Here is a 26,544-nt window from a genome sequence, read left to right on the forward strand (position 1 = left end):
CGCCCGCCGCTTCAGGCGTCACCGGGTGGAGGAGGCGCCCCGCGGGGCGGGCCCGCCGGGCGCCAGCAGCCCGGCCGCGACGAGGCGGTCGGCGGCCTCGCGCACCTCGTCGAACGCGAGGCCGCTGCGCTCGGCGACGGCCAGCAGGTCGTGCTCGCCGTCGCACAGGTTCAGGACCCAGAACACGGCCTCGTTCACGCGGTGGTTGCGTCCGCCTACGGAGAGGTCGGGGTAGAGGCCGCGCTCGCCCAGCCGGGGCTCGCCGTAGGGGCTCAGGTTGAGGAGCGTCTCGTTCCCGTCGAGGACGCGGCAGACGGCCTCGTAGGCGTCGAGGGTCCGCTGCACGGCGGAGAGGTCCATGAAGGCCTTGTCGTCGAGCGACGTGTGGTACTCGCGGTACGTGCCGTACCTCGCGCGCATCAGGCTGCCCACCGGGAGCCTGAAGCCGGGGGAGCAGAACTGGCGCTCGTCGCTGCCGACGGGCGTGAAGTCCATGACCGTCGGCCGGTCCGGCTCGTCCCAGCGCGACAGGACGTGCTCGGCGGCGCGGTTCGCCAGCGACGGGTCGCGCGAGCGCTTGTACGTGAGACCGCCGGGGCCGCCCGTGCAGGTGACCACGTAGCCGGCGACCACCGCGCGCCGCAGGTGCTCGCCGTGGGCGTGCAGGTACGCGAGCGCGCCGATCGTCTCGGGGGCCAGGACGAACCTGTAGGTCAGGCGCCGCCGCGGCCAGGCGGCCAGCCGGCGGTGGAGGAAGGCCAGCAGCAGGGGGCCGGAGAGCTCGTTGTTCGCCAGCGACGGGTGACAGGTGTACGAGGTGAGGAGCACCTCGTGGCCCGTCTCGCCCGGCAGGACGGCGTGGGAGTAGGTGAGGGAGCCGGGGAACAGCTCGGTGTCCACGACGACCTCGTACTCGCCCGGCGGCAGGGACGACCTCTCGCGCTCGCTGAGGCAGAAGCCCCAGCGCTCCTTGTAGTAGCTGGTCACGTACGGCACCGCGTCGGGCAGGTCGGGGAGGCTGTGCAGGTGGGCCTGCAGCTCGTCCAAGGTCATGCGGCCGCGGAACGGCGCCGAGTAGCCGACGAGCCTGAGGTTGCTCTCGGCGAAGTCGAGGACCCGCCGCCCGTCGGGCGCCACCACGTACGCCTCGTTCACGCGCCACTCCGGCGGCACCGTCCAGTCGAAGACGCGGGTGCCGCTGGGCACCTCGAACGTCTCCAGCGGCATCACGGACGAGATGAGCCTGTGGGTCTCCCTGACGCCGTCGCCGGTGAGGCTGCGGGGCAGCGGCCACAGGGCGTCGAAGAGACCTTCCATGGCCGCCAGCTCGGCGGCGCGGTCGGGCGCGGGCGTCGCGCTCGCGGCCGGCTCCTCCGGCCCGCCCACGCCGTGCTCGTCCGGCGCTCCCACGCCGGGCTCCTCCGGCCCGCTCACGCTCGTCCCCTCATGGCGAACAGGGCCTCCGCGAGCCTGAGGTCGGCCTCGTCGTCGATGTCCACGGCGTGGTCCCAGGGCAGCTCGAAGAGGGCGCGCGGCTCCTGGTGGAAGGTGCCGTGCTCGATCAGGGCGTCCGCGCGCGACCACCACACGGCCCCCGTGGGGCAGAAGAGCGGCGGCAGGTCCTGGCTGCGCCGCTTCAGCGCCTCGGGGAACAACGGCGCGGCCGCGCCGTCCTCGCCGCGCCTCAGCGCCCACCACGGGTTCAGCCAGCCGTAGCGGCACACCGAGACCTGGGCGGCGAAGGGCTGGGCGAGGAACGCCTCGTAGCTGGCGCGCACGTCTGCGGCGTCCCGCAGCGGGCAGTTGGGGAGCAGCAGCGCGACGCGCTCGTAGCGCTCGCCGGCCTCCTCCAGCCGTGCCAGCGCGTCGACCGCCGCCGCCGACACCGGCGTGTGGTCGTCGGCCAGGCGCGCGTCGCGCATGAACGGCACCTCGGCGCCGTGCTCCCTGGCGACCGCGGCCAGCTCGGGGTCGTCGGTGCTGACGACCACGCGCGCGAAGCAGCCGGACCGGGTAGCGGCGCGGATCGTGTGCGCCACCATCGGCAGGCCGCCCAGTGGCAGCAGGTTCTTGCGGGGCAGGCGCTTCGAGCCGCCCCTCGCCGGGATCACGGCCAGGCTCCCGCGAGGCGCGGACATGGCGGGAGTCTACGTCGGGGACGCATGCCGCGCTGTGAGGGCGGCTGGGGCGCCGCCGCGGCCCCGTGGTAGCTTCCTCTCGCGTTGCCAGGCACCGTCCACGTCGTCCACTGCGTCGACACCGAGGGCCCGCTCCACGAGTCGCTCGAGGCGACGTTCGAGCGGCTCGAGGTCATGACCGGCGTGCGGCTCGACCCGACGCCGGAGAACCTCGAGCGCGTCAGGCGCGGCGAGGTGGACCTGGGCGGCAAGGAACGGGCCGCCGCCCTCGCCTTCTCCCGCCAGCTCCTCGACTACAACGACACCTGGGACAAGGTCGACGCGATGCTCGAGGACATGATGTCGCCGGCGTTCCGCCGGCGCTACGCCGACCCGGAGGGCCGGCCCTGGACGTTCTCCTGGTTCTGCGTCGACCACGTGGGCTACGCGGTGAACCCGCGCCGTCGCGACATGGGCTACCACAACGTCTTCGACCACTACCGGGCGCTGCTGAGGCGCCACGACGTGCCGGACGAGGTCCACTGGCACGCGCACCCCATGCCCACGTACCGCGAGGCGCACAGGAACGCGACCTCGTACCTCCGCTCGCCCCACGTCCTCGAGACGCTGTGCCGACGCGTCATCGACAGGCGGTGGTTCCCCGTCGCCTTCCGGCCGGGCTTCCACGTGGAGCGCGCCGACAGCCACTGGCTGCTCGAGCAGTTCGTGCCCTTCGACTTCGGCAACCAGGCCATGCCGGAGACGGACCTGGAGGCGGCGCAGCGCGACGTCGCCGGCGGGCGCTTCGGCGACTGGCGCCGGGCGCCGGCCGACTGGTCGCACTACCACCCGCACCACGACGACTACCAGGCGCCCGGCTCCTGCCGGCGCGTGATCTTCCGCTGCCTGAACGTGGGCACGCGCCTGCGCCTGCTGGACGAGGACGAGGTGCGCAAGGCGTTCGCGAGGGCGCGCGCCGGTCACGAGACTGTCATGGCCTTCACCGACCACGACTTCCGCGACATGCGACCGGACGTGGCCGAGGTGCACGCGCTCGTCACCCGGGTGGCCCGCGACTACCCCGACGTCGCCTGGCGGAACTCGGGAGCGCTCGCGGCGGCGCGCGCCGCGCTGGGCCTCGAGCCGCCGGAGCCGCTCGTCCTGGAGGCGGAGCTGGTCCGCGACGGCGACAGGCTGCTCCTCGGCGTGAGCGCGAACCACGACACCTTCGGCCCCCAGCCGTTCCTAGCGGTGAAGAGCCACGACCAGGCCTACTCGTACGACAACCTCGACGTGCAGGAGCCGTTCCGGCGCTGGAGCTACGTGTTCGACGAGCAGTCGTTCCGCCCCCGGGCGCTGGAGGCGATAGGCGTGGCCTCGGCGGACCGCTACGGGCAGACGTCCGTCGTCGTGCTGGACCCCGCCGAGGCGCTGCGGCGTTAAGGTCTAGGCGTAGGACTTCAGCGCACGCCCTCAGCTAGCTGCACGAGGAGGTCGCCCCCATGAGCGCGATCGAGGACATCGGCACCAGGTACCTGGGCAGGGAGTGGGAGAGCGCCCCCGCCACCTTCGAGGTGAGGAGCCCGGCGACGGGCGAGGTGGTGGCGCGCGTGGCCGACTGCGGCGCCGACGAGGCGCGCCGGGCCGCCGACGTGGCCGCCGAGGCCTTCGAGTCCTGGCGCGGGACGACGGCCTTCGAGCGCTCGGCGATCCTGGAGCGCTGGGCCGACCTGATGCTGGAGCGCCAGGAGGAGCTGGCGCGGGCGATGACGTCCGAGATGGGCAAGCCCATCAGGGAGTCGCGCGGCGAGGTGGCGTACGCGGCCGGGTTCATCAAGTGGTACGCCGAGGAAGCGAAGCGGGTCGTCGGCGAGACGATCCAGAGCCAGTTCGGCCACAAGCGCCTCTTCGCGCTGAAGCAGCCCGTCGGGCCGGTGTTCGCCGTCACGCCATGGAACTTCCCGCTGGCGATGGTGACGCGCAAGGCCGCGCCGGCCCTCGCCGCCGGCTGCACCTTCATCCTCAAGCCGGCCGAGCAGAGCCCGCTGTCGGCCCTGCTCTCGGCCGACCTGTGGCGCGAGGCCGGCGGGCCGGAGGGCACGCTGCAGGTGCTGCCCTCCGCCGACCCGGTGCCCGTGGCGAAGGCGCTGATGGCCGACCCGCGCGTCAGGAAGGTGACGTTCACCGGCTCCACCGAGGTGGGGCGGATCCTCTACCGGCAGGCGGCCGACACCGTCAAGCGCATCTCGCTCGAGCTGGGCGGCCACGCGCCGCTCATCGTCTTCGACGACGCGGACCTGGACGTGGCCGTGAAGCAGACCGTGGCCTGCAAGTACCGCAACGCGGGCCAGACCTGCGTGTGCACGAACCGCATCTACGTGCAGCGCGGCGTGGCCGAGGAGTTCACGCGCGCGTTCGCCGCGGCCAGCCAGGCGCTGAAGGTGGGCGACCCCATGGAGGACGACACCGACGTGGGGCCGCTCGTGGACGCCCAGGGTCTCGCCAAGGTGCGCTCTCACCTCGATGATGCCGTGTCGAAGGGCGCGCGGGTGGTCTCGGGCGGCCGGAGCCTAGAGGGCCTCTACTTCCAGCCCACCGTCGTCACCGACGTGACGTCCGACATGCTCATGATGCGCGAGGAGACCTTCGGGCCCGTCGCGCCCCTCGTGACGTTCGACGACGAGGACGAGGCCGTCCGCCTCGCCAACGACTCACCGTACGGCCTGGCGGCCTACCTGTTCACGAACGACGTGTCGCGCGCGTTCCGCGTGGCCGAGGCGCTCGAGTACGGCATCGTGGGCGTCAACGACGGCGTGCCCTCCACCCCGCAGGCGCCGTTCGGCGGCGTGAAGCAGTCCGGCGTCGGCCGCGAGGGCGGTCACTGGGGCATCGAGGAGTACCTCGAGGTCAAGTACGTCGCGCTCGGCCTGAGGTAACGGTTCGCGGCGGGGCTCCGGCGGCAGGTCGCGCCGGGCCCGACGTAGGCCCTCCCGCCGGCTAGCGAGGCGGTCCGTGCACCAGGCGGACGCCGTGACGGCGCCCGGGACCACGGCGCCGTCCCGCGCCGCGGGCCTCACGACTCGAGCCTCCCGAGGAGACCCTGGCACGCCTGCTGGCACTCCCGGCAGGCCGTGGCGCAGACGCGGCAGTGCTCCATGTGGCCGGCGTGGCGCTCGCACTCGTCGCCGCAGGCGCGGCAGGCCTCGGCGCAGGCGCGCAGCTGGGCGAGCAGCAGCGAGGGCTCGCGCTCGGTGAGGCGCGTGGCGACGGCGCCGGTGGCGGCGCACACGTCGGCGCAGGCGAGGTTCAACGCGATGCAGCGGCGCAGCGCCTCCACCTCGGCCTCGGCCAGGCAGGCGTCGGCACACGAGGTGCACGCCTGGGCGCAGTCGTAGCAGGAGGCGATGCAGTCGGCGAGCTGGTTCATCCCCTGGCCGTCGACCTCGGGGAAGCCCTCCCCGGCCTGGGGATGAGTGCTCAGCATCTCGCGCGCGTGCATGACTTCCTCCTCGGGCGCGGGCGGGGCGCGGCACCGCTCCCGCCGGCGCGGCGGGCGGGTCCTCGCCCGCGCTCGTCCCCTCGACGCTCCGCGGCCGGCCAGGCTGCGAAGCGCTGGTACGGCCGCGTTGCCGGAGCATGGGGGCCGGCCGTTAAGCGGGCGTGAGAGGGCTCCCGCGGTGCGCCGCCGCCGCGGCACGGCAGGGAGGGCGGCGCCACGGGACGCCGGGGCCCGCGTCGCCGGCGCCGCGCCGCCGCAGCTGAAGGGCCGACGCGCCGCGTCGTCCACACACGCGGCTGTCACCGAGCGTGTCTAGACTCGCGGCACGTGAAGGGTCTGGGGACGGCGCTCGCGCGCGACGTTTCGTCGCGGAGTGGAGGTACCCCGTGCGCACTCGGCCTGGACCATCACGCCTCAGGCACTTGGCCCCACTGCTGCTGCTCGCTCTACTAGCCGCCTGCGCGAAGGACGGCCTGGCCCGCCTGCGGGAGCCGGCGGACGTGAGCGCCCAGACCGTCGAGGACGGCATCCTCGTCACGTGGACCGACATGAGCGACGGCGAGGACGGCCACCGCGTCTACCGCCAGGAGGTCGAGTCCGGGAACCCCGTCGGGGACCCCGAGGAGGTCGGCACCACCGGACCCGACGAGGAGAGCTTCCTCGACACGACCGGCGAGCAAGGCAAGACCTACACGTACGCCGTCACGGCCTTCAAGGGCGACGTCGAGAGCTCCGCGGCCGAGCAGGAGGGCCCGCCCGTCGGCCCGCCCCCGAGCCCCGAGCCCGAGCCGGAACCTGACGGCATCATCGAGGTGACGAGCCTGAGCGGCGGCACGGGCGGGCCGGCCTGCACGCTCCGCGACGCCATCGCGGCCGCCGACACCGACACGGCGACGGGCGGCTGCGAGGCGGGCATCGGCGCCGACGTGATCCTGCTCCCTGCCGGCGTCATCACGCTGACGGAGGTCCACGGCGACACCGACGGGCCCACGGGCCTGCCGTCCGTCACGACCGAGGTCGAGGTGCGCGGCGCCCTGGCCCTCGAGCCCGTCGGCGGGGGAGACGGCGGCGGGTCTCCGACGACGACCGTGGCGCGGGCCGACGACGCGCCGCCCTTCCGCCTCTTCCACGTCGCCGCTTCTGGCAGCCTCACGCTGAGCGGCGTCAACGTCGAGGGCGGCTACCTCGAGGGCGGCTCGAGCGGTGCGGGCATGTACGTCGCCGGCGCGGCCACGCTCATCACCGTCGCCTTCACGGGCAACGAGGCGCAGGGCGCCGACGGCGGGGCGCTGGCTGCGGCGGGCGCGACCCTCGACCTCGACGCCGTCGACTTCACGGGCAACGTCGTGGGCCCCGACGACGGCGCCTTCACCGGGGCGGCCATACACCTCGTCGGCTCCCAGCTCGACCACGAGCTCGGCACGCTGACGGGCAACCGGGGGAGCTTCGCCGGCGGCTCGGCGGTCGTGTACGTTGACGCCGACTCCGAGGCGAACCTCCGCGACGTCGACATCGTCGACAACGAGGCCGCGGGCGTGTGGAACCTGGGTCAGCTCGGGTTCTTCGACGGCAGCATCAGGTCCAGCGCCAACGAGCTCGAGGGCGGACTCCTCAACGAGGGCGAGGGGCTCGTCGAGAACTCGGAGATCAGCGGCAACGTGGCCCAGCACACCGGCGGCGTCTACAACACCGGCACGCTGGACATCGGGTTCTCGACGATCGAGGACAACGAGGTCCTGGCCGAGGAGGCCGGCCTGGCGGGCGGGGTGGCCAACGTGGGCGGCTCCATGGGCTTCACGGCCACCGGGGTGATCGGGAACGTGGCGCACGGGGAGGGCAGCGGCGGCGGCATCTTCAACTCCGGCACGATGATCAAGGGCGACGGCGGCGTGCAGGGCAACGAGGCGCCCACGGGGGGCGGCATCTACCTGGCCGCGCCGGGCAGCCTGGAGCTGGAGCAGCTCGAGACGATCTTCGAGAACCGCGCGACGGGGAACGGCGGCGGCATCTACATCGACGGCCCGGCGCTGCTCGTGATCGAGAGCGGCGGCGACGTCGAGATCAGGAACAACGTGGCCGACGCCGACGGCGACGGGGTGGGCGCGGGCGGCGGGATCTTCCACACCGGCCTGGCCGAGGGCAGCGTCATCCCGGACGGCACGGTCTTCGACAACGAGCCCGACGACATCAGCGGGCCGCTGCTACCGTGAGCGCCGGGCAGCGCGCCGAGCCGTGAGCGCCGGTCGGAGGCGGCCCGCCGCGCCGCCTCCGCCGCCCGCCACGCCACAGCCGCACGGCACCGCCGCCCGCTCCCATCCGCTGTCACCTGCTACTCCGCCGGCTGTCATCTGGCGCACCTAGGCTCGGAGGACGTCAGAGGGAGGCGGTCATGGACGACTGGAGGCTGTGCACGAGATGCGGCCTCGTGCCCGGCGCGGCGCGGGACGACGACCCGGAAGAGTGCCTGTGCGACGACTGCCGCCGCCACGTCGAACACCTGGGCGAGGCGGCCGTCGACCTGGCGCGGCTGCTGGTGCGCTGGGGACGCGAGCAGCGCTGGCGCGGCGTGGACGCCGAGGTGCTGCTCGAGGCCGTCGGCCTGTCGTTCGCGCTGTTCGAGGCGCGCGTCTCCGGCGGGCCGGACCTGGGCGGGGCGCCGCAGCTCCTGCACGCCGGCCTCGAGGGCGACGCGCTGCTGCTCACGCTCGCCAGCGACCCCACGGCGGTGTGGCGCGAAGCGTTCGGCAGCCTCGAGTCTCCCCACCACCGCGTGCCGTTCCTCGTCGTGACCGAGCCGGGACCGTCGCCGGCCGACGTCACCCTGCACTACTGGGACAAGCGCGAGCACGCGGCCAAGACCCTGACGTTCTGGTCGGGGGACGACCAGGTCCTGGAGGAGTTCGAGGAGGCGACCGGGGCGCGTCGCTGGGGCGTGCCGTGGAGCGTCGTGCAGGTCGGCGGGCTCGCGGAGGGCTCGTCGGGCGCCGTCGAGGACCTGTGCGAGATCGCGGGGGCCCTCGGCTTCTTCCCCCTCGTCGGCAGCCGCGACGCCGCCTCGGGCACGGCTACGATCGAGCTGGCCGGCGACATGACCGAGCTCGCCAGGGCGGAGCTCGTCGACACGATCGCCAGCTCGCTGGCCTGCGACCCGCTGAAGGTCTCCGTAGAGCCGGTCGCGCGTCGCTAGCCCCGAGGCCCCTCGCGGCGCGACGCCCTCCGGAAGGCTCCCGGGGCCACGCCGCGAGGCCCGTGCCCCGACGTCCGCCCGAGGCCCACGGGGCCGCTGTCCGCGGACGACCCTGAGACGAGCATGTGAGCTCGACCTATCACCGCGTGCCGCATCTCACGAGGGAAAGACCTAGCATCGCCGCGCTACGACGAGGTCGTGCGAAAGGAGGGCACATGAGTCGGTCTTCCGCCTTGAAGGCTGCGACGGTGGTGGCGCTCCTAGCAGGCGGCGCCGCCATGGCGCAGGAGGACGGCGCTGCGCTGTTCCAGCAGCACTGCGCCGTGTGTCACGGCAACGAGGGCCAGGGCCTGGTCGGCCCGAACCTGGCGGGCAACGACAACCTCGAAGACGCTGACCATGTCATCCGCCAGATCCTCAACGGCGGCCAGCAGATGCCGCCCTTCCGCAGCGTGCTGAACGACGAACAGATCGCGGCCGTGGCCACGCACGTCCGCACCTCCTGGGGCAACGAGTTCGGTCCCGTGGAGCCGGAGCAGGTCGCGGAGGCCCGCGCGGGCCGGGGCGGTGGCGGACAGCCGCCCGACCAGCAGCAGGGCGAGGAGCAGCCGCCGGCCCAGGGCGAGGAGCAGCCGCCCGAGGAACCGGAGGGCGAGGAACAGCCACCAGCCGCCGCGCCCGTCGAGCCCGAGCCCCCGGCCATACCCCCGGCGTTCGAGGGCCAGTACAACCCCGTGACCGACGAGCGGCTCCTGGACCCCGAGCCCGGCAACTGGCTCATGTACAAGCGGACCTACGACCTGCAGAGCTTCAGCCCTCTCGACCAGGTCAACACGGAGAACGTCGCCGACCTCGAGCCGGTGTGGACGTTCGCGACGGGCGTCACCGACGGCCACGAGGCGCCGCCCATCGTCAACGACGGCATCATGTTCGTGACGGGCGCCTTCAACACGCTGTTCGCCCTCGACGCCCGCAACGGCGACCTGATCTGGGAGTACCGGCGCGAGCTCGCCGAGGACGTGGCCCCCGAGGTGTGCTGCGGGCTGGTGAACCGCGGCGTCGCCCTCTACGGCGACAAGGTCTACATGGCGACGCTCGACTCGCACCTCCTCGCCTTCGACGCGGTCACCGGCGAGATGGTCTGGGACACGACCGTCGCCGACTACACGCAGGGCTACGCCATGACGCTGGCGCCCCTCGCCGCCGCGGGCAAGGTCCTCGTGGGCGTCGCCGGCGGCGAGTACGGCATCCGCGGCTTCGTCGCCGCGTACGACGCCGAGACGGGCGAGGAGGTCTGGAAGACCTACACGATCCCCGAGCCCGGCGAGCCCGGCAGCGAGACCTGGCCCGGCGACACCTGGCAGACCGGCGGGGCGCCCATCTGGGTCACGGGCTCCTACGACCCCGAGCTCGGCCTCACCTACTGGGGCACCGGCAACGGCGGGCCCTGGATGGGCGACGCCAGGCCCGGCGACAACCTCTACGTCTCCTCGGTCATCGCCCTCGACATCGAGACCGGCGAGATCCGGGCCCACTACCAGTACGTGCCCAACGACTCGTGGGACTACGACGAGATCTCGGACCAGACGCTGGTGGAGGTGGAGCGCGACGGCGAGACCGTACGGGGCCTCATCCACGCCGGCCGCAACGGCTACTTCTACCTGCTCGACCGGACCAACCTCGACTTCATCTACGGCGTGCCCTACATCGAGGGCGGGCCGATGACGATCACCGGGTTCGAGGAGGACGGCCGGCCGATCATCCCCGAGGAGCGCAAGCCCGGCCTCGACAAGTCCGCCGAGGTCTGCCCCGTCACCGGCGGCGCCAACAACTGGTTCGGGCTGTCCTTCAGCCCGCAGACCGCCTACGCCTACGTCCCGACGACCGAGTACTGCATGACGATCACCGGCACGGAGGTCCAGTACGAGGCGGGCGAGAACTTCACCGGCGCGGAAGCGGAGCGCTATCCCCCCGAAGGGTTCGACTGGACCGGCGCGCTGCAGGCGATCGACGTGGCGACGGGCGAGGTCGTGTGGAAGGTGCAGCAGACCACGCCGTTCCGCTCCGCGGTCACTGCCACAGCCGGCGGCCTGGTGTTCGGCGGCGACATCTTCACCCGCGAGTTCCGCGCCTACGACGCCACGACCGGCGAGATCCTGTGGCGCTTCAAGGCGAACTCGAGCGTCCAGGGCGTGCCCGTGAGCTACGAGATCGACGGCGTGCAGTACATCGCGGTCCAGGCCGGCTACGGCGGTGCCGCCGCGAACTACATCCCGCGCGCCGCTGAGGCCTTCGGCATCCCGTTCACGCCCGTGCGCGGCGGGACGGTGTGGGTGTTCGCGCTGGACCAGGAGCAGGAGCAGTAGCCCCGGGTCCATGACGTCCGCCGCTCTCAGGCAGGCCGGCCGCCTCGCGCGGCTGGCCTGCCTGCCGTTCGCCCTCGCCGTCCTGGGGTGGCCGCCGTCCGCGGCTCAGGACGCCGCCGCGCAGGGGTCCGCAGCGCGGCCGGTCGCGGCGCGCGGGTCCGCGACCTGGGAGCTGAAGGTCTGCGCGGACCCCGACAACCTCCCCTACTCTGACAGGGAGCAGCAGGGCTTCGAGAACCGCGTCCTGGAGATCCTCGCCGACGAGGTCGGCGCCGAGGTCAGCTACGCCTGGCTCCCGGTCCCCAGGCGCGAGGGGCAGGCCGAGCTCATGCTGCGCATGGGCGCCTGCGACGTCCTCGCCTCCGTCCCCGACGGCAGCGAGCCGTACCTCACGACGCTGCCCTACTACCAGAGCATCGAGACGTTCGTGACGCGCGAGGACGCGCCGTTCGCGGTCGACTCGCTCGACGACCCGCGCCTGGCCGAGCTGAGGATCGGCGTCCTGCGCGGCAGCCCGTCCGACTACGCCCTGGTGCGGCGCGGGATGATCGACAACGTCAGCCACTTCTTCTCGTCCGACCCGCGCGACGAGATACTCCGGCGGGTCGTCGACGGCACCCTTGACGTGGGCATCCTCTGGGGACCCATCGCCGGCTACGAGGCCGAGCGTCTCGACCTGCCCGTGACGCTCGAGCCCGTGAGCCCCGAGCTCGACATGCCGTTCCTGCCGATGTTCCAGTCCCTCTCCTTCGCCCTGCGCAGCGACGACCTCGCCCTCGCGGACCTCCTCAACGCGGCGCTGGGGCGACGCTGGGAGGACGTCCAGGCGGTCCTCGAGGGGTACGGGGTGCCGCTCAGGCCCCTGACTCCCCCGGGCAGCCCGGGCCAGCCGGCGGAAGGCGCCCTGCGCATCGGGGTCGTGCTGCCGACCCTGACCGGTACCGACCCCGTCTTCCCCATGGGGCCCGAGCTGGTCGGCGAGCCGGCGCTGCGCGGGGCCATGCTGGCGGCGGAGCGCCTCGACGTCGACCCCGAGCGGCCCGTGGAGCTGCTGGTGGCGACGGCCCCGACCGCCGAGGCCGCCGAGCGCGCCGCGCGCCGGCTGGCTGCGGCCCAGGGGGCCGACGTCCTCGTCGGCGGCGAGGGCGAGGGTCAGGCCGAGGCGATCGCCGCAGTGGCCGAGGAGTTCGGCCTCCCGTTCCTCGACGTCGGGGGCGGGACGCTCGCGTGCCGCCCGGGCACGTTCAGGGTCGGCGCCGACGACGCCACGTACCTGGACGCCCTGGCGCGCGTGATGGCGGAGGACGGCGTCGAGAGCTGGTACGTCGTCTACACCGACACGCCGCTGGGCGAGGAGCGTCACCGCCTGCTGGTCGACGCGCTGGAGCGCGAGGCGCCCGGCGGCGAGGAGGTCGGCAGCCTCGCCGTGCCGCCTGACCAACCGCTCTACACGCGAGCTTTCGACGCCATCGCGGAGAGCGGCGCGGGAGCAGCCGTGCTGCTCCTGGAGGCCGACGCCCAGCTGGTGTTCCTCGGCCAGTACGAGACGGCCGGCGTGGACGCCGCCGTCTACGCCTTCCCCAGCGACATCGCGCAGACGCGCCAGTTCTACGCCGCGCTGGCCTTCGACGCCGGCGCCACGGCGAGCGCCGCACCGCGCGTGGCGCTGTGGGACGCCTCCGTCGCCGACGACGCGGGCCTCAACGAGCGCTTCCTGGGACGCTGGGGCTACCCGATGGACCCGGCGGCCTGGTCGGCCTACGCGGCCGTGAAGGTCGCCGTGGACGCCGCCGCCGGCGCCGGCTCGAGCGAGCCCGAGGACCTGCTGCGCTACCTCTCCGACCCCGACAGCCGCTTCGACCTGCACAAGGGCGAGCCGCTCGCCTTCAGGGAGGGCGACCACCAGCTCGTGCAGCCGCTCTACGCCGTCCGTCTGCGGCCCGACGCTGCGGAGCTCCCAGGCTTGGCCGCCGTCGTCGACGTCGTGGAGGTGAACGGTGGGGAGGCCGCGTGCGAGGGCGGACGGTGAGCTCGCCACCCTAGCCGGCCTGCACGGGAGCCGCCGTGGGATCAGCCTCCGACTGGCCTCGCCACGGAGGTCTCGGTACGGCACCGTCACCTGCGCTTACCGATGGTCGAAGTAGGCGAGCAGCAGGTCGAGAACGGCCCGCCAGGTCGGGAAGTCCTCGGCCTCGAAGCGCTCTCCGGTCCCGGCGCCGACCGCGAGCCCACGGCTCACGCCCCCAGGTAGACCCGCCTGACCGCCTCGTCCTCGCGCAGCTCGGCGGCGGGGCCGTGCAGCGCCACGCGTCCGTTCTCCAGCACGTACGCCCTGTGGGCGACGGCCAGGGCGAGGACGGCGTTCTGCTCGACGAGCAGGACGCTCATGCCCTCCTCGTTGAGGCGGGTGAGCGCCGCGGCCACCTCGCGCGCCAGCAGCGGCGAGAGGCCGAGGGTGGGCTCGTCGAGGAGCAGCACCTGCGGCCGGGACATCAGCGCCCTGCCTATCGCGAGCATCTGCTGCTCGCCGCCCGAGAGGCTGCCGGCGGACTGCCCGCGCCGCTCCCGCAGCCTGGGGAAGAGCTCGTAGACGCGCTCGAGGGCCTGGCGGTCGGGGCGGGCGCTCGGGCCGGCGCCAAGCTCGAGGTTCTCGAGCACGGTCATGCGCGGGAACACCTCGCGTCCCTCGGGACAGTGGGCGAGCCCGAGGCGCACGCGCGCCGACGGGCTCACGCCCGCGAGGTCGCGGCCGAGGAGCCTGATCGTCCCGGACCGCAGCGGCACGAGGCCGGAGACTGCCCGCAGGGCGGTCGTCTTGCCCGCCCCGTTCGCGCCCACGAGCGCGACGATCTCGCCGCGCCCGACGGTCAGGTCCAGGCCGTCGAGCGCCCGCACCCGCCCGTACGAGACGCTCACGCCCTCGAAGCTCAGCACAGCGTCGGCGGCGCCGGCTCGCGCGGGCGGCGGCTCGAGCGCCTCGCCGGCGCCCAGGTAGGCCTCGACGACCTGGGGGTCGCTCGTCACCGGCCCGGGCGGCCCCTCGGCGAGCTTGACGCCGTGGTCCATCACGATCAGCCTGTCGCAGCCGCGCGCCATCGTCTGCATGTGGTGGTCGATGACCAGCACGGTCGTGCCGGCGTCGCGGACGCGGTGGATGAGCGCCATGGTCTCGTGCGACTCGCTCTCGTTCATGCCGGCGAACGGCTCGTCGAGCATGAGGAGCGTGGGCCGCGCGGCCAGCGCCAGCGCGATCTCGAGCACGCGCTGCTCCCCGTAGGGCAGCGCGCCGGCGAGCGCGTCCTGACGGGCGGCGAAGCCCACGGCGTCGAGGACCTCGTCCACGTGCTCCTCGAGCGCACGCGCCTCCGACCGCGAGGCCCCGAACAGCGCCCGCAGCGGCCCGCCGCGCTCGCTGAGGTGGCTGGCCACGCGGAGGTTCTCGCGCACCGTGAGGTGGGCGAACACGCGCGTGTGCTGGAACGTGCGGACGAGGCCGCGGCGGGCCAGGGCGTGCGGCGGCAGGCCAGTGACGTCCTCGCCGCGGAAGTAGACCCTCCCCGTCGTCGGCCCGAGGAAGCCGGTGACGACGTTGAACGTGGTGGTCTTGCCGGCGCCGTTGGGCCCCACCAGGCCCACGACCTCGCCCTCGTCGACGTGGAACGAGAGCTCGGCGACGGCGGCGTAGCCGCCGAAGTGCCGGCTGAGGCGCTCGACCCTGAGGAGCTCGCGGCCGGAGGGCCCGGCGCGCGCCGCCGGCTCCCGAGCGGCGGCGGCCGGCCCCGCGCCGGAGCGCCCGCTGGCGCCCTCGGCCGCCCGCATGCCCGCGCCCTCCTCCGCCCTCACGCCCGCGCCCTCCCCAGCGAGCGGAGCAGGCGCCTGGCCCCGCCGACGAGGCCGTCGGGCAGCGCCACGATCACGAGGATCAGGAGGGCGCCGTAGATCACCTGGGAGAGCGCCGGCGAGAGGTCTCGCAGCGCGTTGCCGAGGAGCGTGAGGAAGGCGGGACCGACGACGGGTCCGAGGAACGTCCCGGCGCCGCCGACGAGGTTCATGACGAACAGGTCGAAGGAGTGGATGAAGGTGAAGGTGTCGGGGCTGATGAACGCCGTGTAGTGCGCGTAGAGCGACCCGGCCAGGCCCGCCACGCCGGCGGCGAGCACGAACGCCGTCAGCTTCACGCGGTAGGTGGGTACGCCCACGCTCTCGGCCAGGTTCTCGTCGCCCTTGATCGCGGCCAACGACCGACCGAAGCGGGACCTGCCGAGGCGCCACCTCAGGAGCAGGGCCAGCAGCGCGAAGGCCAGCGCCAGGTAGTAGAAGCCCGTCTTGAACACGACGCTGCGGAAGGTGTGCTCCCAGCCGAAGAGCCTGAGCGTCACGAAGGGGATGCCGGGGAGGCCCATGGGCCCGCGGGTGAGGTCCACGAGGTTCGTCATCAGGATCGTCGCGATGATGCCGACGATGAAGGTCACGACGGAGAAGTAGTGGCCGCGCAGGCGCAGCGCCGGCACGCCGACGACCAGGCCGGCCAGCGCAGCCGCGCCGATGGCCGCCAGCAGGCCGGTCGGGTACGCGGCCCCGCCCTTGACGAGCAGCGCCGAGGTGTAGGCGCCGACGCCCATGAACGCCGCGTGGCCGAGCGAGATGAGCCCGGCGCCGCCGACGAGCAGGTCGAGGCTGACGACGAGGATCACGTTGATGGCGACCATGACGAGGAGGTGCTGCGCGGCGATGCCGGTGAAGACGTGCGGCGCGGCGACGGCGACCCCCAGGCCGAGGGCGAGGGCCGCCAGCCGCCAGGGCCATGAGGCGCGCACCCCGCGGGACAGCGAGCGCGTGGCCGCGCTCACAGCTTGGCCTCTTGGGCGCCGAACAGCCCGCGCGGACGCACCAGCAGCACGACGACCATCAGGACGAAGGCCGTCAGCTCGGCGTACTGGGTGCTGACGAGGCCGCCGGTGAGGTTCTCGGCCAGGCCCACGACCACCGCGCCGACGATCGCGCCAGGCACGCTGCCCATGCCGCCGAAGATCACGATGGCGAACGCCTTGATCACGACGGTGGCGGCCACGTGGGGGTCGAAGGCGTTGACCGCCGAGGCCAGCGTGCCGGCCGCCCCGGCCAGGGCGCCGGCCAGCGCGAAGGCCGCGACCTCGACGCGGAAGGGGTCGAGGCCCACGACGAGCGCCCCGCCGCGGTTCTGCGACACGGCGCGCAGGGCCTTGCCCACGGGCGTGCGCTTGAGGAAGAGCCAGACGAGCCCCACGAGCGCGACCATCGCGCCCGCTAGGAACGCCTGGTAGCCGGTGATCGTCGCCCCCGCGAGCGCGATGCGCACGCCGGGGAACGGGTTGCGCACGAGCCTGAAGTCGGCGCCGAACGCCAGGAGGGCGAGGTTCTGCAGGATCAGCAGCAGGCCCAGGGCGGCGATGAACGTCGTGGCGCCGGAGAAGCGCCGCAGCGGCCTGTAGACCGCCACGTAGTTCGCCACGCCCAGCAGGCCGGCCACGAGCATCGCCAGGGGCAGGGCGAGGAAGAAGCTGAGCCCGAACGCGGACGTCGCGTAGAACGCGACGTAGGCGCCCGCCATGTAGAGGGCGCCCTGGGCGAAGTCGGCGATGTCGAGCACGCCCAGGACCAGCGTGAGGCCGAGGGCGACGAGCGCGTAGAGGCTGCTGGTGTGCAGCGCGTTGAGGATGAGCTGCAGGACGGTGTCCACGCGCCCCGCGGACCTCAGCCGCGGCGCGTCAGCGCGCCGCTCTCCGCGAGGTCGTTCCAGACCTCCTGGCGCGCGATGCGTCCGCCCACGAGCTCGAAGCGGTCGATGAACCTGACGCCGTCGAACGGCACGCCCGCGAGGTTCTCGCCGTACAGCGTGCCGGTCACGTAGACGACCTCACGCCCCTGCCCCGCGAGCGACTCGACGCGCGCCACCCGCTTCCTCACCCACCCGTAGCGTCCGCCGGCCGCGGCGACCATCTCCTCGAGGGACGCGTAGCTCGCCCCCGGGAACTCGAGCCTGAAGCCGTCGGCGAGCAGCGAGCGCGCCCGCTCCAGGTCGCGCTCCTCCATCGCCCTCAGGAAGGCGAGCGCGGTCTCCTCCGCGGCTTCGTCCTCGCGCGCTGGTCGCAACATCATCCTCCGTCACGAGATGGGCGGAGGGCCCGCCGCGCGGCGGGCCCTCGCTACCGTGGTTCGGCTCAGCCGCAGAGGTCTTCGCGCGTCAGGACGACAGGGTCGAGCTCGACGTAGTCGCGCCCGGCGACGAGGACCTTGCCGTCCTCGGCGCTGTAGGCCGCCACGCCGGCGCGCATGTTCGCCTGGCCGCACTGCTCGAAGCCGTAGCGGCCGAAGGGCATGTCGAACTCCTCGCCCGACAGGATGGCCGCCATCACCTCGGCGGCGTCGACGCTGGCGGCGCGCTCGACGCCCTGGCGGATCAGGTGGATCGTGCCCCAGCCCCAGGCGTTGTTCATCTCGGCGGGGCGTCCCACGTTCTCCCTGAACGCGCTGTCGAGCTCCACGGCCATCGGCTCGTCGAGCTCGCCCTCGAAGGCGCGCTGGGTCTGGCCGTCGTCGTAGAACCACGGCGAGTAGAAGCCGTCGTCCAGGTCGCCGACGGCGTCCTGGTAGGCGACGGTGTTGAGGAGGTCGGAGCCGTAGACCGGGAGCTCGATGCCGAGCTCGTCGTGCTGCAGGGTGATGCCGATCATCTCGTTGGCCAGGCCTATCGCGAGGATCGCGTCGGCGCCGGAGTCGCGGGCGCGCGTCAGCAGGGTCCTGAAGTCGGTGGCCCCGAACTGGAAGTACTCGGGCTCGGCCACGAAGCTGGCGCCCAGCGACTCGGCGACCCTCTGGAACTCCTGCACCATGGACCTGCCGAAGTCGGTGTTCTGCGCCATGGCGAAGAAGCTCGTGTGCCCGTTCTCGACGACGGCGTACTTGGCCAGCGGGGCCATCTCGATGAACGCCTTGGGCCCCAGGCGGACCGACATGTCGGCGCCGCTATCGACGCGGGAGGCGCCGGTGAGGTCGTCGGCGTAGGCGTAGACGAACTGCGGGATGTCGAAGGCGGCGAACAGCGGCTGGGCCGCGAGCGCCGCCGAGCTGCAGAACGAGCCGCCCACGAAGTCGACCTCCTCGGCGATCAGGCGCGTGCTGGCCTCGGTGGCCGCCTGCGGGTTGCACTGGTCGTCCTCGAAGAGCAGCTCGAACGTGTAGCTGGTGCCGCCCACCTGGACGCCGCCGGCCTCGTTGATCAGCCTGGCGGCCAGCTCCGCGCCCTCCTGCACCGCGATGCCCTCGGCCGCCGCCGCGCCGGTGAGCGGCAGTATGAAGCCCACCTTGATCGTCTCCTGGGCCGAGGCCGCCCCGCCGGCCAGCAGGGCGACGAGCAGTGCGGCCAGTAACCGGCCGGGGGCTAGGTACCTCTCGTGGCTGCTTCTCATCCTCGTCCTCCACTTCCCACGCGTCGTCTTCCTGCCGCGGAGACGTCGAGCCCGGGCAGCGCGCCCACCGCGGGCACGCCGTCTACGAGCACGCAGGCGATGTCGGCGGCGACGGCCCTGTTCACGACCGTCGCCAGCGGGTCCCTGACCGGCCGCAGGTTGCGCGACTCGGCGTCGAAGAGCACGACGTCGGCCCGCTTGCCCACGCTGAGGCTGCCCAGCTCGCTCGCCAGGCCGAGCGCCTTGGCGCCGTTGATCGTCGCCATCTGCAGCAGCTGAGCCGGCGACGGGAACGTCGGGTCGTGTCGCGCCGCGCGGGTGGCGCGGCTCAGGTACTCCATCTCGCGGAGGAGGTCGGGCGAGGCGAGCATGCCGTTGTCGCTGCCCAGCGCCACCGTCAGCCCCGCCGCCACCATGCGGTCCACGGGCGGCAGGCCGATGCCCATCACCGACTGCATCCGCGGCGCCACGACCACGGGGATCCCGGCCGCCGCGACGAGCTCGAACTCCTCGTCGGTGCCGCTGGTCATGTGCACGATGTGGTCGGGCCTGAGGTGCGCGACGACGCGCTCGACGTCGCTCTCGCCGAAGCGGCGGCGCGAGATCGTGCGGTACCTGTCGGTCTCGACGCAGTGGGTGGCGAGCAGCTTGCCGCGCGCCCTGACGAGCTCCGCCGTGTCGCGGAGGCCCTGGTCGGTGACGTCGAAGGCCAGCGGCACCGACCAGCCGGGGGCGCGGTCCAGTAGCCGCTCGAGCTCGGCCTTCAGCTCCCGCGAGAGGCCGCCGCGGTTCGCCTCGAGGTCCTCCGGCGCGTGCGGCGGGTGCGCGGCGTGGCGCGCGAACGCGACCGAGCGGAGAGGCAGCCCCGCCAGCGCGTCCTCGAGCAGGTCGAGGCCGTGGGCGCCGCCCTCCCTGAAGTCGGCGAAGGTCGTGGTGCCCGAGGCGAGCATCACGTGGGCGGCGTCGCGGATCGCGTCCACCACGGCCTCGTCGCGCGCCTCGGCGAGCAGCCTGACCTTCACCCCGTCGGGCGGCATGACGACCCGCCACGAGTCGAGCCCGAAGCCGGCCTCCTTGCCCGCGATGTCGGCGATGTGCGTGTGGGCGTTGACGAACCCCGGCGTCGCGATGAGGCGGGAGCCGTCCACGACGGTGACGTCCCCCGGCGGCGGGCCGGCGTCGAGCCTGGCGATGCGCCCGCCCTCGACCACGAGGGTCAGCCCCTCGCGCACCTCCATCTCCTCGCCCACGACGGCGGTGAGGCCGGTGATGGCGAACGCGTTCGGGGGCCCGGGTTGCGACCGGTTGTGGCCGACAGAGAGCGACAAGGAGGCGTCCTTTCGCCGTCCGGCGAAGCACGGGAGCGGGTTGGGTCTTCGCGTCAACTTTACGTGGCGGGGTTGATAGTGTCAACATAACGACACGATGTCCGTACCATTCAGGCCGGCCGGCCGCGGCGCGGTGGGTTGATGGCGCTGGACCGCAACAACCCGCTGCCGTACTACCACCAGCTCAAGGCGATCGTGCGCGGGATGGTGGAGTCGGGCGAGTGGGACGAGGACACGCCGCTGCCCACGGAGCGCGAGCTCCAGGAGCGCTACGGCGTGAGCCGCTCGGTCGTGCGCCAGGCCCTCAACGAGCTGGCCCACGAGGGCGTCATCGTCAGGAAGCAGGGCAGGGGCACCTTCGCGCTGCCGCGCCGCCTGCGTCACAACCCGCAGCCGGACAAGGTCCGCAGCGAGGGGCTCTCCGGCTACCTCAAGGTGCACGGCATGCGCTCCAGCACGCAGCTCCTCTCGCGTCGGCTGGGCCCGCCCGAGCCGCACGCCGCGGCCGCGCTCGAGCTGGCGCCCGGCGCCGCGGTCCTGCGCTTCGAGCGCCTGCGCCTGGCCGACGACCTGCCCATCGGCCTGCAGACCGTGACGCTGCCCGCCGACCTCCTCGGCGCGGTGCCGGGCGGCCTCGCCGACGACGACCTCCTCTACGGCGAGTCGTCGATGGACTACCTCGAGCACCGCCTGGGCGTCGCGATCGGGAGGAGCGCCAGGACGATCGCGGCCACGCTGCTCGACGAGCACCACGCCGCGGTGCTGCGCGGCCGGCCCGGCGAGCCGGCCCTGCGCGTGCGCCGCACGGTGAGGAGCGTGGACGGCCGGCCCGTGGAGTACTTCGACGCCGTCTACCGCGGGGACCTCTTCGAGTACTCCCTGGAGTTCGAGCACAGATGAAACCGGGCCGCCCCGCGCTCGCCCTCGGCGCGCCCCCGGACGCGACCGGCGCCGGCAGCCCCTCGCCGGGCTCACGGCAGCGCAGCAAGGCGGCCGAGGACCGCCCGTCCTGGCTCCCCGGCCGCGTGGAGCTAGTCGAGGTGGGCCTGCGCGACGGCCTGCAGAACCAGCCGCGGACGCTGACGACGGCGGTGAAGCTCGAGCTGCTCGAGGGCCTGCTCGACGCCGGCCTGAGGCGCGTGCAGGTGGCCTCGTTCGTGCACCCAGGCAAGGTGCCGCAGATGGCCGACGCCGAGGACCTGGTGCGCGCCCTGCCCGCCCGCGAGGGCGTCGTCTACTCGGGCCTGGCGCTGAACCGCCGCGGCGTCGAGAGGGCGGCGGCCGCCGGCCTGCGGCACGTCGACGTCTCGCTCTCCGCCAGCGACGCGCACTCGCGCCGCAACGCCGGCATGGGCCTGGCGGAGGCCGAGGAGCACCTGCTCGCGACGATCGCCCTGGCGCGCGAGCTGGGGCTGTCCGTGCGCGGCGGCGTGCAGTGCGCGTTCGGCTGCGGGACGGACGAGGTGCCGCTGGAGCGCGTCGCGCGCCTGGCCGCGCGCATCGCGGCGGCGGGGGTCGAGGAGCTCGCCGTCGCCGACTCGGCCGGGCTGGCCGACCCGCTGGCCGTCGAGCGCGTCGTGGCGGCCGTCAGGGAGGCCGCCCCCGACGTGCCGCTGGTCCTCCACCTGCACGACACGCGCGGCCTCGGCATCGCGAACCTCATGGCCGGCCTGCGCGCCGGCGTGACGCGCTTCGACACCGCCTTCGGCGGGCTGGGCGGCTGCCCGTTCATCCCCGGCGCCGCCGGGAACGTGTCGACGGAGGACGTGGCGAGCCTGCTCGAGCGGCTGGGCGTGGCGACGGGAGTGGACGTGGCGGCCGTCTGCCGCGTGAGCGCGCGCGCCGCCGAGGAGCTGGGGGTGGGGATGGACAGCAGGATCTACGCGCTGTGGCGGCGGGAGCGGGCTGGTGCCTCCGCGGCGGACGCGCCCTCGTGGCAGGTCTCTCGCGCGCCGGCGGGGAGGCGCTGATGCCCCTGACGGCCGCCGAGAAGCTGCTCTCCCGCAAGGCCGGCTACGAGGTCGAGGCCGGCGACATCGCCGTCGTGCCCGTGGACGGCGCCATGGCCACCGACGCCACCGCTCCGTTCGCGATCAAGGCGTTCGAGGCCATGGGCGGCACGCGCGTGTGGGACCCGGGGCGCATGGCGCTGGTCCTCGACCACGCCACCCCGCCGCCGAACGAGCGCATCAGCAACCTGCACGTGCTCATGCGTCGCTTCGCGGACCGGCACGGGCTGAAGCTCTACGAGGTGGGCGAGGGCATCTGCCACCAGCTCATGATGGAGAACGGCCACGTCGCGCCGGGCGAGCTCTTCGTCGGCGCCGACTCGCACACGCCCACCCTGGGCGCGATCGGCGCGTTCGCCGTGGGCGTGGGCTCCACCGACCTGGCGGCCGTGATGCACACTGGCCGGATCTGGCTGAAGACGCCGCGCACGCTGCGCATCGAGCTCACCGGCCGCCTGCGGCCCGGCACCTACGCGAAGGACGTGATCCTCCACCTCGTCGGAGCTCACGGCATCGCGGGCGCCACCTACGAGGCCGTGGAGTTCGCGGGCGACACGGTGGAGGGGATGACACTGGCCAGCCGCATGGTGCTGGCCAACATGGTCGCCGAGATGGGGGCGAAGACCGCGCTCGTCGACACCGCGGGCCTGGAGGGCCAGGAGCTGCCCCAGGCGCTGCGGGCGCGGCTGCTCGCCAGCGGGCCGCTGGAGGAGCTGAGGGCCGACCCCGGAGCGAGCTACCGCGCCGTGCACCGCCTTGACGTCTCGGACCTCGGCGCGCAGGTGGCGGCGCCGCACTTCCCCGACAACGTCAAGGACGTCCGCGAGGTCGCCGGCGTGAAGGTGGACATGGCTTTCATAGGCTCGTGCACGAACGCGCGCCTCGAGGACCTGCACGCGGCCGCCCGGGTGCTGCGCGGCCGCAGGCTGGCCCCGGGCGTGCGCCTCATCGTCGCTGCCTCCTCGAAGCGCGTCTTCCACGAGGCCCTCAGGGACGGCACCGTGGAGACGCTCTCGGCCGCCGGCGCCACCTTCATCACCTCGGGCTGCGGCCCGTGCGTGGGCACGCACCAGGGCGTGCCCGGCGACGGCGAGACCGTCATCTCGAGCACGAACAGGAACTTCAGGGGGCGCATGGGGAACCCGAACGCGAACCTCTACCTCGGCTCGCCGGCCGTCGTGGCCGCCGCCGCGGTGGCCGGCCACATCGTCGACCCCGCCGAGGTGCTGGGGGAGGCGGCGGCGTGAGGGCGCCGTCGGCGGGGGGCGCACCTACCGCGGGGAGCGCAAGGCTCGCGGGGAGCGCACGCCCCGCGGGGAGCGTACCGCCAGCGAGGGGCCCGCGCCGACACCGGTCCGGCGCCGGCGTGCGGCGGTCGGCCGCCGGGGGGCCGGCATGAAGGCCCCGAAGCTCACCTTCGCCGGCGCCGCCCACGTGGTGGGTGACAACGTCGACACCGACCGCATCATCCCGGGCAAGTACACGAAGACCCTCGACACCTCCGACCTCGCCGCCCACCTGCTCGAGGACTACGACCCGGAGCTGGCGAAGCGCGTCGCCCCGGGCGACGTCCTGGTGGCCGGCGAGAACTTCGGCTGCGGCTCGAGCCGCGAGCAGGCGCCCCTGGCGATCGCCGCCGCGGGCATCGCGGTCGTCCTCGCGCGCTCGTTCGCGCGGATCTTCTTCCGCAACGCCATCAACATCGGCCTACCGGTCGTGGAGGTGCCGGGACACGAGATCGCGCCGGGGTCGCGCGTGCTCGTCGACCTCTCCAAGGGCGAGGTCGTCGACGAGACCGCGGGACGCACCTACCGCGCCACCCGCATGCCGCCGGTGATGGCCGACATCCTCGCCGCCGGCGGGCTGGTGCCGTACCTGAAGGCGGGCGGCGACTACTCGGTGAGGGGCTGAGCGTGGCGGCGCCCGCACCCTCGAGCGGCGACGGCCCCCTCGCCGGCGTGCGCGTCCTCGAGTTCACCCAGGCGGTCCTCGGCCCCACCTGCGGCCTGGTGTTGGCCGACCTCGGCGCCGAGGTGATCCGCGTCGAGCCCGCCCCCACGGGCGACCCCACCCGCTACCTGCGCGGCTTCGGGATGGGATACTACCCGTTCTTCAACCGCAACAAGAAGAGCGTGGTGCTCGACGTGAAGGACCCGCGGGGGCTGGCAGCCGCGCACCGGCTCCTCCAGGGCGCCGACGTCCTCGTCGAGAACCTCGCGCCCGGCACCATGGACCGCCTGGGCCTGGGCGCCGAGGAGCTCACCTCCCGCTACCCGCGGCTCGTCTACTGCACCCTCAAGGGCTTCCTGCCGGGACCGTACGAGAAGCGCATCGCGCTCGACGAGGTCGTGCAGATGATGTCCGGCCTCGCCTACATGACAGGGCCGCGCGGCACGCCGCTGCGAGCGGGCGCCTCGATCGTCGACGTCATGACCGGCGTGTACGGCGCCATGGCCGTGCTGCTCGCCTTGCAGGAGCGCGAGAGGAGCGGCCGCGGGCAGGTGGTGAGGAGCGCGCTGTTCGAGACGGCGGCGTTCATCATGGGCCACCACATGGCGTACGCGGTGGCTTCCGGCGAGGAGGTGCCGCCCATGCCGGAGCGAGTGAGCGCCTGGGCGGTCTACCACCAGTTCCGCACCGCCGACGACCAGCTCTTGTTCGTGGGCGTGACGTCCGACAAGCAGTGGGAGCGCTTCTGCCGCGAGCTCGGCCGCGACGACCTGCTCGCCGACCCGCGCCTCGCGACGAACAACGACCGCGTCGCCCAGCGCGACTGGCTGCTGCCCGAGCTGCGGCGCGCGTTCGCCGGCATGACCCTCGCTGAGGCCGTGGGCCTGTGCGAGCGCGCCGACCTGCCGTTCTCGCCGGTGGCGCGGCCCGAGGACCTGTTCGACGACCCCCAGCTCGCCGCCGGCGGCAGCCTGCTCGAGACCCGCTTCCCCGACGGCAAGGTTGGCGCGCTGCCCGCGCTGCCGTTCCGCCTCGGGGACGCGGGCTGGGGGAAGCGCGCCGACCCGCCGGGCCTGGGCGAGCACACGGCCGAGGTGTTGACCGCGGCCGGCTACACGGACGAGGAGCTGGCGGACCTGGCGGACGACGGCGTGCTGCTCATGGGCCGGAACGCAGACACAGGAGGAGCGCAGTGAGCGAAGGACCCCGATACGACCTTCTCGTGAAGGGCGTGCGCCTCGCGCGCCCGCACCGGAACGACACGCCCGTGACGGACATCGCCGTCAAGGACGGCAGGTTCGCCGCGGTGGCGCCGGGCATCCCCGCCGCCGACGCGCGGCAGGTGGTGGACGGCGCGGGGCTCATCGCCTTCCCGGGCCTGGTGGACGCCCACATGCACGTGGGCATCTACTCCCCGCTCGAGCAGGACGCCGTCACCGAGTCGAAGGCCGCCGCGATGGGCGGCGTCACCAGCGCCATCACGTACTTCCGCACCGGCGACTACTACCTGAACAAGAGCGGGCCGTACGCCGAGTTCTACCCCGAGGTGCTGCGGCGCTCCGAGGGCAACTACTGGGTGGACTACGCCTACCACCTGGCGCCCATCAACCGCGGGCACATCGACGAGATGCCCCTGCTGCTCGAGAGGCACGGCGTCTCCTCGTTCAAGATCTTCATGTTCTACGGCGGGCACGGCCTGCACGGACGCTCGAGCACGCAGCGCAACTTCCTGCACCTCGCCGAGGGCGAGAGCTACGACCTCGCGCACTTCGAGTTCATCATGCGCAAGCTCTCGGAGATGATCGAGGCCAACCCCGAGCGCGCCGAGACGATCTCCCTGAGCCTCCACTGCGAGGTCGCCGACATCCTCAACGCCTACACGGCGATGGTCGAGCGGGACCCGAAGCTGCAGGGGTTGCGCGCCTACCACGCCGCGCGTCCGCCGCACTCCGAGGGCCTCGCGGTGTTCATCGCCGCCTACCTCGCCTACGAGACCGGAGCGGCGAACATCAACCTCCTGCACCTCAGCTCCCGCAAGGCGCTCGAGGCGGCGATCATGATGCGCGACCTCTTCCCCCACATCAGCTTCAGGCGCGAGGTGACTGTCGGGCACCTGCTGCTCGACGTCGACAGCCCCGCCGGCCCGCTCGCGAAGGTCAACCCGCCCATCCGCCCGCGCGAGGACGTCGAGTACCTGTGGGAGCGCCTCCTGGCCGGCGACGTCGACTGGGTCGTGAGCGACCACGCCTGCTGCAAGCACGAGCTGAAGGTCTCCCCGGACGACCCCGGCGACATCTGGCTCGCCAAGTCCGGCTTCGGCGGCACGGAGTACCTGCTCTCCGGTCTGTACTCGGAGGGCTGCAAGCGCGGGCTCTCCCTGAACCGCATGGCCGAGCTGACGAGCTGGTCACCGGCGCGGCGCTTCGGGCTCGCGGGCAAGGGCGACGTGGCCGAGGGCTACGACGCCGACCTCGCGCTGCTCGACCCGTCGCAGACGTTCGTCGTGCGCGCCGCCGAGTCGCCGTCCGGCCAGGGCTACACGCCGTTCGAGGGTCAGGAGCTCACCGGGAGGGTCGTGAAGACGTTCCTCCGCGGCGAGCTCGTCTACGACCGCGGCGAGGTCGTGGGGCCGGCGAGGGG

Annotated in this window: 21 protein-coding genes; 12 read left to right on the forward strand and 9 right to left on the reverse strand. The window is 73.3% G+C overall.

Going from position 1 to position 26,544, the window contains the following annotated elements; genetic code table 11:
- Positions 1-18 precede the first annotated feature (18 nt).
- Entirely contained in the window at positions 19-1,434 is a 1,416-nt protein-coding gene (locus VF202_13900; protein ID HEX7041206.1) for a DUF4910 domain-containing protein, read from the reverse strand.
- Positions 1,431-2,138, reverse strand: a complete 708-nt coding sequence (locus tag VF202_13905) for an acylneuraminate cytidylyltransferase family protein (protein HEX7041207.1) — start codon at positions 2,136-2,138, stop codon at positions 1,431-1,433. The genes VF202_13900 and VF202_13905 overlap by 4 nt, the downstream gene beginning before the upstream one ends.
- A gap of 84 nt (positions 2,139-2,222) precedes the next feature.
- On the opposite strand from VF202_13905, the gene VF202_13910 reads away from it, so the two are divergent.
- Positions 2,223-3,560 (forward strand): hypothetical protein, encoded by a 1,338-nt coding sequence (locus VF202_13910; protein HEX7041208.1) that lies wholly within the window; start codon positions 2,223-2,225, stop codon positions 3,558-3,560.
- A gap of 59 nt (positions 3,561-3,619) precedes the next feature.
- Positions 3,620-5,053 carry an NAD-dependent succinate-semialdehyde dehydrogenase gene (locus VF202_13915; GenBank protein ID HEX7041209.1) on the forward strand — a complete coding sequence of 478 codons (1,434 nt, stop codon included), beginning with the start codon at positions 3,620-3,622 and terminating at the stop codon, positions 5,051-5,053.
- 137 nt (positions 5,054-5,190) lie between these two features.
- On the opposite strand, the gene VF202_13920 is transcribed toward VF202_13915, so the two are convergent.
- Positions 5,191-5,616 (reverse strand): four-helix bundle copper-binding protein, encoded by a 426-nt coding sequence (locus VF202_13920; GenBank protein HEX7041210.1) that lies wholly within the window; start codon positions 5,614-5,616, stop codon positions 5,191-5,193.
- Between the two features lie 422 nt (positions 5,617-6,038).
- Here VF202_13920 and VF202_13925 point away from each other — a divergent pair, with 422 nt between their 5' ends.
- The 4 genes from VF202_13925 (at position 6,039) to VF202_13940 (ending at position 13,198) form a co-directional block, all read left to right on the forward strand.
- On the forward strand, positions 6,039-7,826 hold the full coding sequence (locus VF202_13925) for a hypothetical protein (GenBank protein HEX7041211.1): 1,788 nt from the start codon (positions 6,039-6,041) through the stop codon (positions 7,824-7,826).
- 179 nt (positions 7,827-8,005) lie between these two features.
- Positions 8,006-8,803, forward strand: a complete 798-nt coding sequence (locus VF202_13930) for a hypothetical protein (GenBank protein ID HEX7041212.1) — start codon at positions 8,006-8,008, stop codon at positions 8,801-8,803.
- Between the two features lie 215 nt (positions 8,804-9,018).
- Complete coding sequence (locus VF202_13935; GenBank protein HEX7041213.1) at positions 9,019-11,169, forward strand: PQQ-dependent dehydrogenase, methanol/ethanol family; 2,151 nt, start codon at positions 9,019-9,021, stop codon at positions 11,167-11,169.
- 10 nt (positions 11,170-11,179) lie between these two features.
- Complete coding sequence (locus tag VF202_13940; protein HEX7041214.1) at positions 11,180-13,198, forward strand: ABC transporter substrate-binding protein; 2,019 nt, start codon at positions 11,180-11,182, stop codon at positions 13,196-13,198.
- Between the two features lie 206 nt (positions 13,199-13,404).
- On the opposite strand, the gene VF202_13945 is transcribed toward VF202_13940, so the two are convergent.
- From VF202_13945 to VF202_13970, 6 genes are all read right to left on the reverse strand, one after another.
- Positions 13,405-15,012, reverse strand: coding sequence for an ATP-binding cassette domain-containing protein (locus tag VF202_13945; GenBank protein ID HEX7041215.1), 1,608 nt, complete (start codon positions 15,010-15,012; stop codon positions 13,405-13,407).
- Positions 15,009-16,019 carry a branched-chain amino acid ABC transporter permease gene (locus tag VF202_13950; GenBank protein HEX7041216.1) on the reverse strand — a complete coding sequence of 337 codons (1,011 nt, stop codon included), beginning with the start codon at positions 16,017-16,019 and terminating at the stop codon, positions 15,009-15,011. Before VF202_13950 ends, VF202_13945 begins: the two co-directional genes overlap by 4 nt.
- The gene (locus tag VF202_13955) at positions 16,016-16,888 is read right to left on the reverse strand and encodes a branched-chain amino acid ABC transporter permease (GenBank protein ID HEX7041217.1); all 873 of its coding nucleotides are present in this window, start codon (positions 16,886-16,888) and stop codon (positions 16,016-16,018) included. Before VF202_13955 ends, VF202_13950 begins: the two co-directional genes overlap by 4 nt.
- Positions 16,889-16,902: 14 nt before the next feature.
- The gene (locus VF202_13960; protein HEX7041218.1) at positions 16,903-17,304 is read right to left on the reverse strand and encodes a nuclear transport factor 2 family protein; all 402 of its coding nucleotides are present in this window, start codon (positions 17,302-17,304) and stop codon (positions 16,903-16,905) included.
- A 65-nt stretch (positions 17,305-17,369) separates the two neighbouring features.
- Positions 17,370-18,617 (reverse strand): ABC transporter substrate-binding protein, encoded by a 1,248-nt coding sequence (locus tag VF202_13965; GenBank protein ID HEX7041219.1) that lies wholly within the window; start codon positions 18,615-18,617, stop codon positions 17,370-17,372.
- Complete coding sequence (locus tag VF202_13970) at positions 18,614-19,945, reverse strand: amidohydrolase family protein (GenBank protein HEX7041220.1); 1,332 nt, start codon at positions 19,943-19,945, stop codon at positions 18,614-18,616. The genes VF202_13965 and VF202_13970 overlap by 4 nt, the downstream gene beginning before the upstream one ends.
- A 141-nt stretch (positions 19,946-20,086) precedes the next feature.
- On the opposite strand from VF202_13970, the gene VF202_13975 reads away from it, so the two are divergent.
- From VF202_13975 to VF202_14000, 6 genes are all read left to right on the forward strand, one after another.
- Positions 20,087-20,845, forward strand: coding sequence for a GntR family transcriptional regulator (locus VF202_13975; protein ID HEX7041221.1), 759 nt, complete (start codon positions 20,087-20,089; stop codon positions 20,843-20,845).
- Complete coding sequence (locus tag VF202_13980) at positions 20,842-21,915, forward strand: hydroxymethylglutaryl-CoA lyase (protein ID HEX7041222.1); 1,074 nt, start codon at positions 20,842-20,844, stop codon at positions 21,913-21,915. Before VF202_13975 ends, VF202_13980 begins: the two co-directional genes overlap by 4 nt.
- Positions 21,915-23,201 (forward strand): 3-isopropylmalate dehydratase large subunit, encoded by a 1,287-nt coding sequence (locus tag VF202_13985; protein HEX7041223.1) that lies wholly within the window; start codon positions 21,915-21,917, stop codon positions 23,199-23,201. The genes VF202_13980 and VF202_13985 overlap by 1 nt, the downstream gene beginning before the upstream one ends.
- Before the next feature lie 148 nt (positions 23,202-23,349).
- Positions 23,350-23,865: a 3-isopropylmalate dehydratase gene (locus tag VF202_13990; GenBank protein HEX7041224.1), complete on the forward strand. Its 516-nt coding sequence runs from the start codon at positions 23,350-23,352 to the stop codon at positions 23,863-23,865.
- A gap of 2 nt (positions 23,866-23,867) precedes the next feature.
- Positions 23,868-25,100, forward strand: a complete 1,233-nt coding sequence (locus VF202_13995; protein ID HEX7041225.1) for a CaiB/BaiF CoA-transferase family protein — start codon at positions 23,868-23,870, stop codon at positions 25,098-25,100.
- On the forward strand, positions 25,097-26,544 hold a 1,448-nt coding region (locus tag VF202_14000; protein ID HEX7041226.1), incomplete at its 3' end, for a dihydroorotase family protein. The genes VF202_13995 and VF202_14000, both read left to right, overlap by 4 nt.

The sequence above is a fragment of the Trueperaceae bacterium genome (genome assembly GCA_036381035.1).
GTDB lineage: Bacteria > Deinococcota > Deinococci > Deinococcales > Trueperaceae > DASRWD01.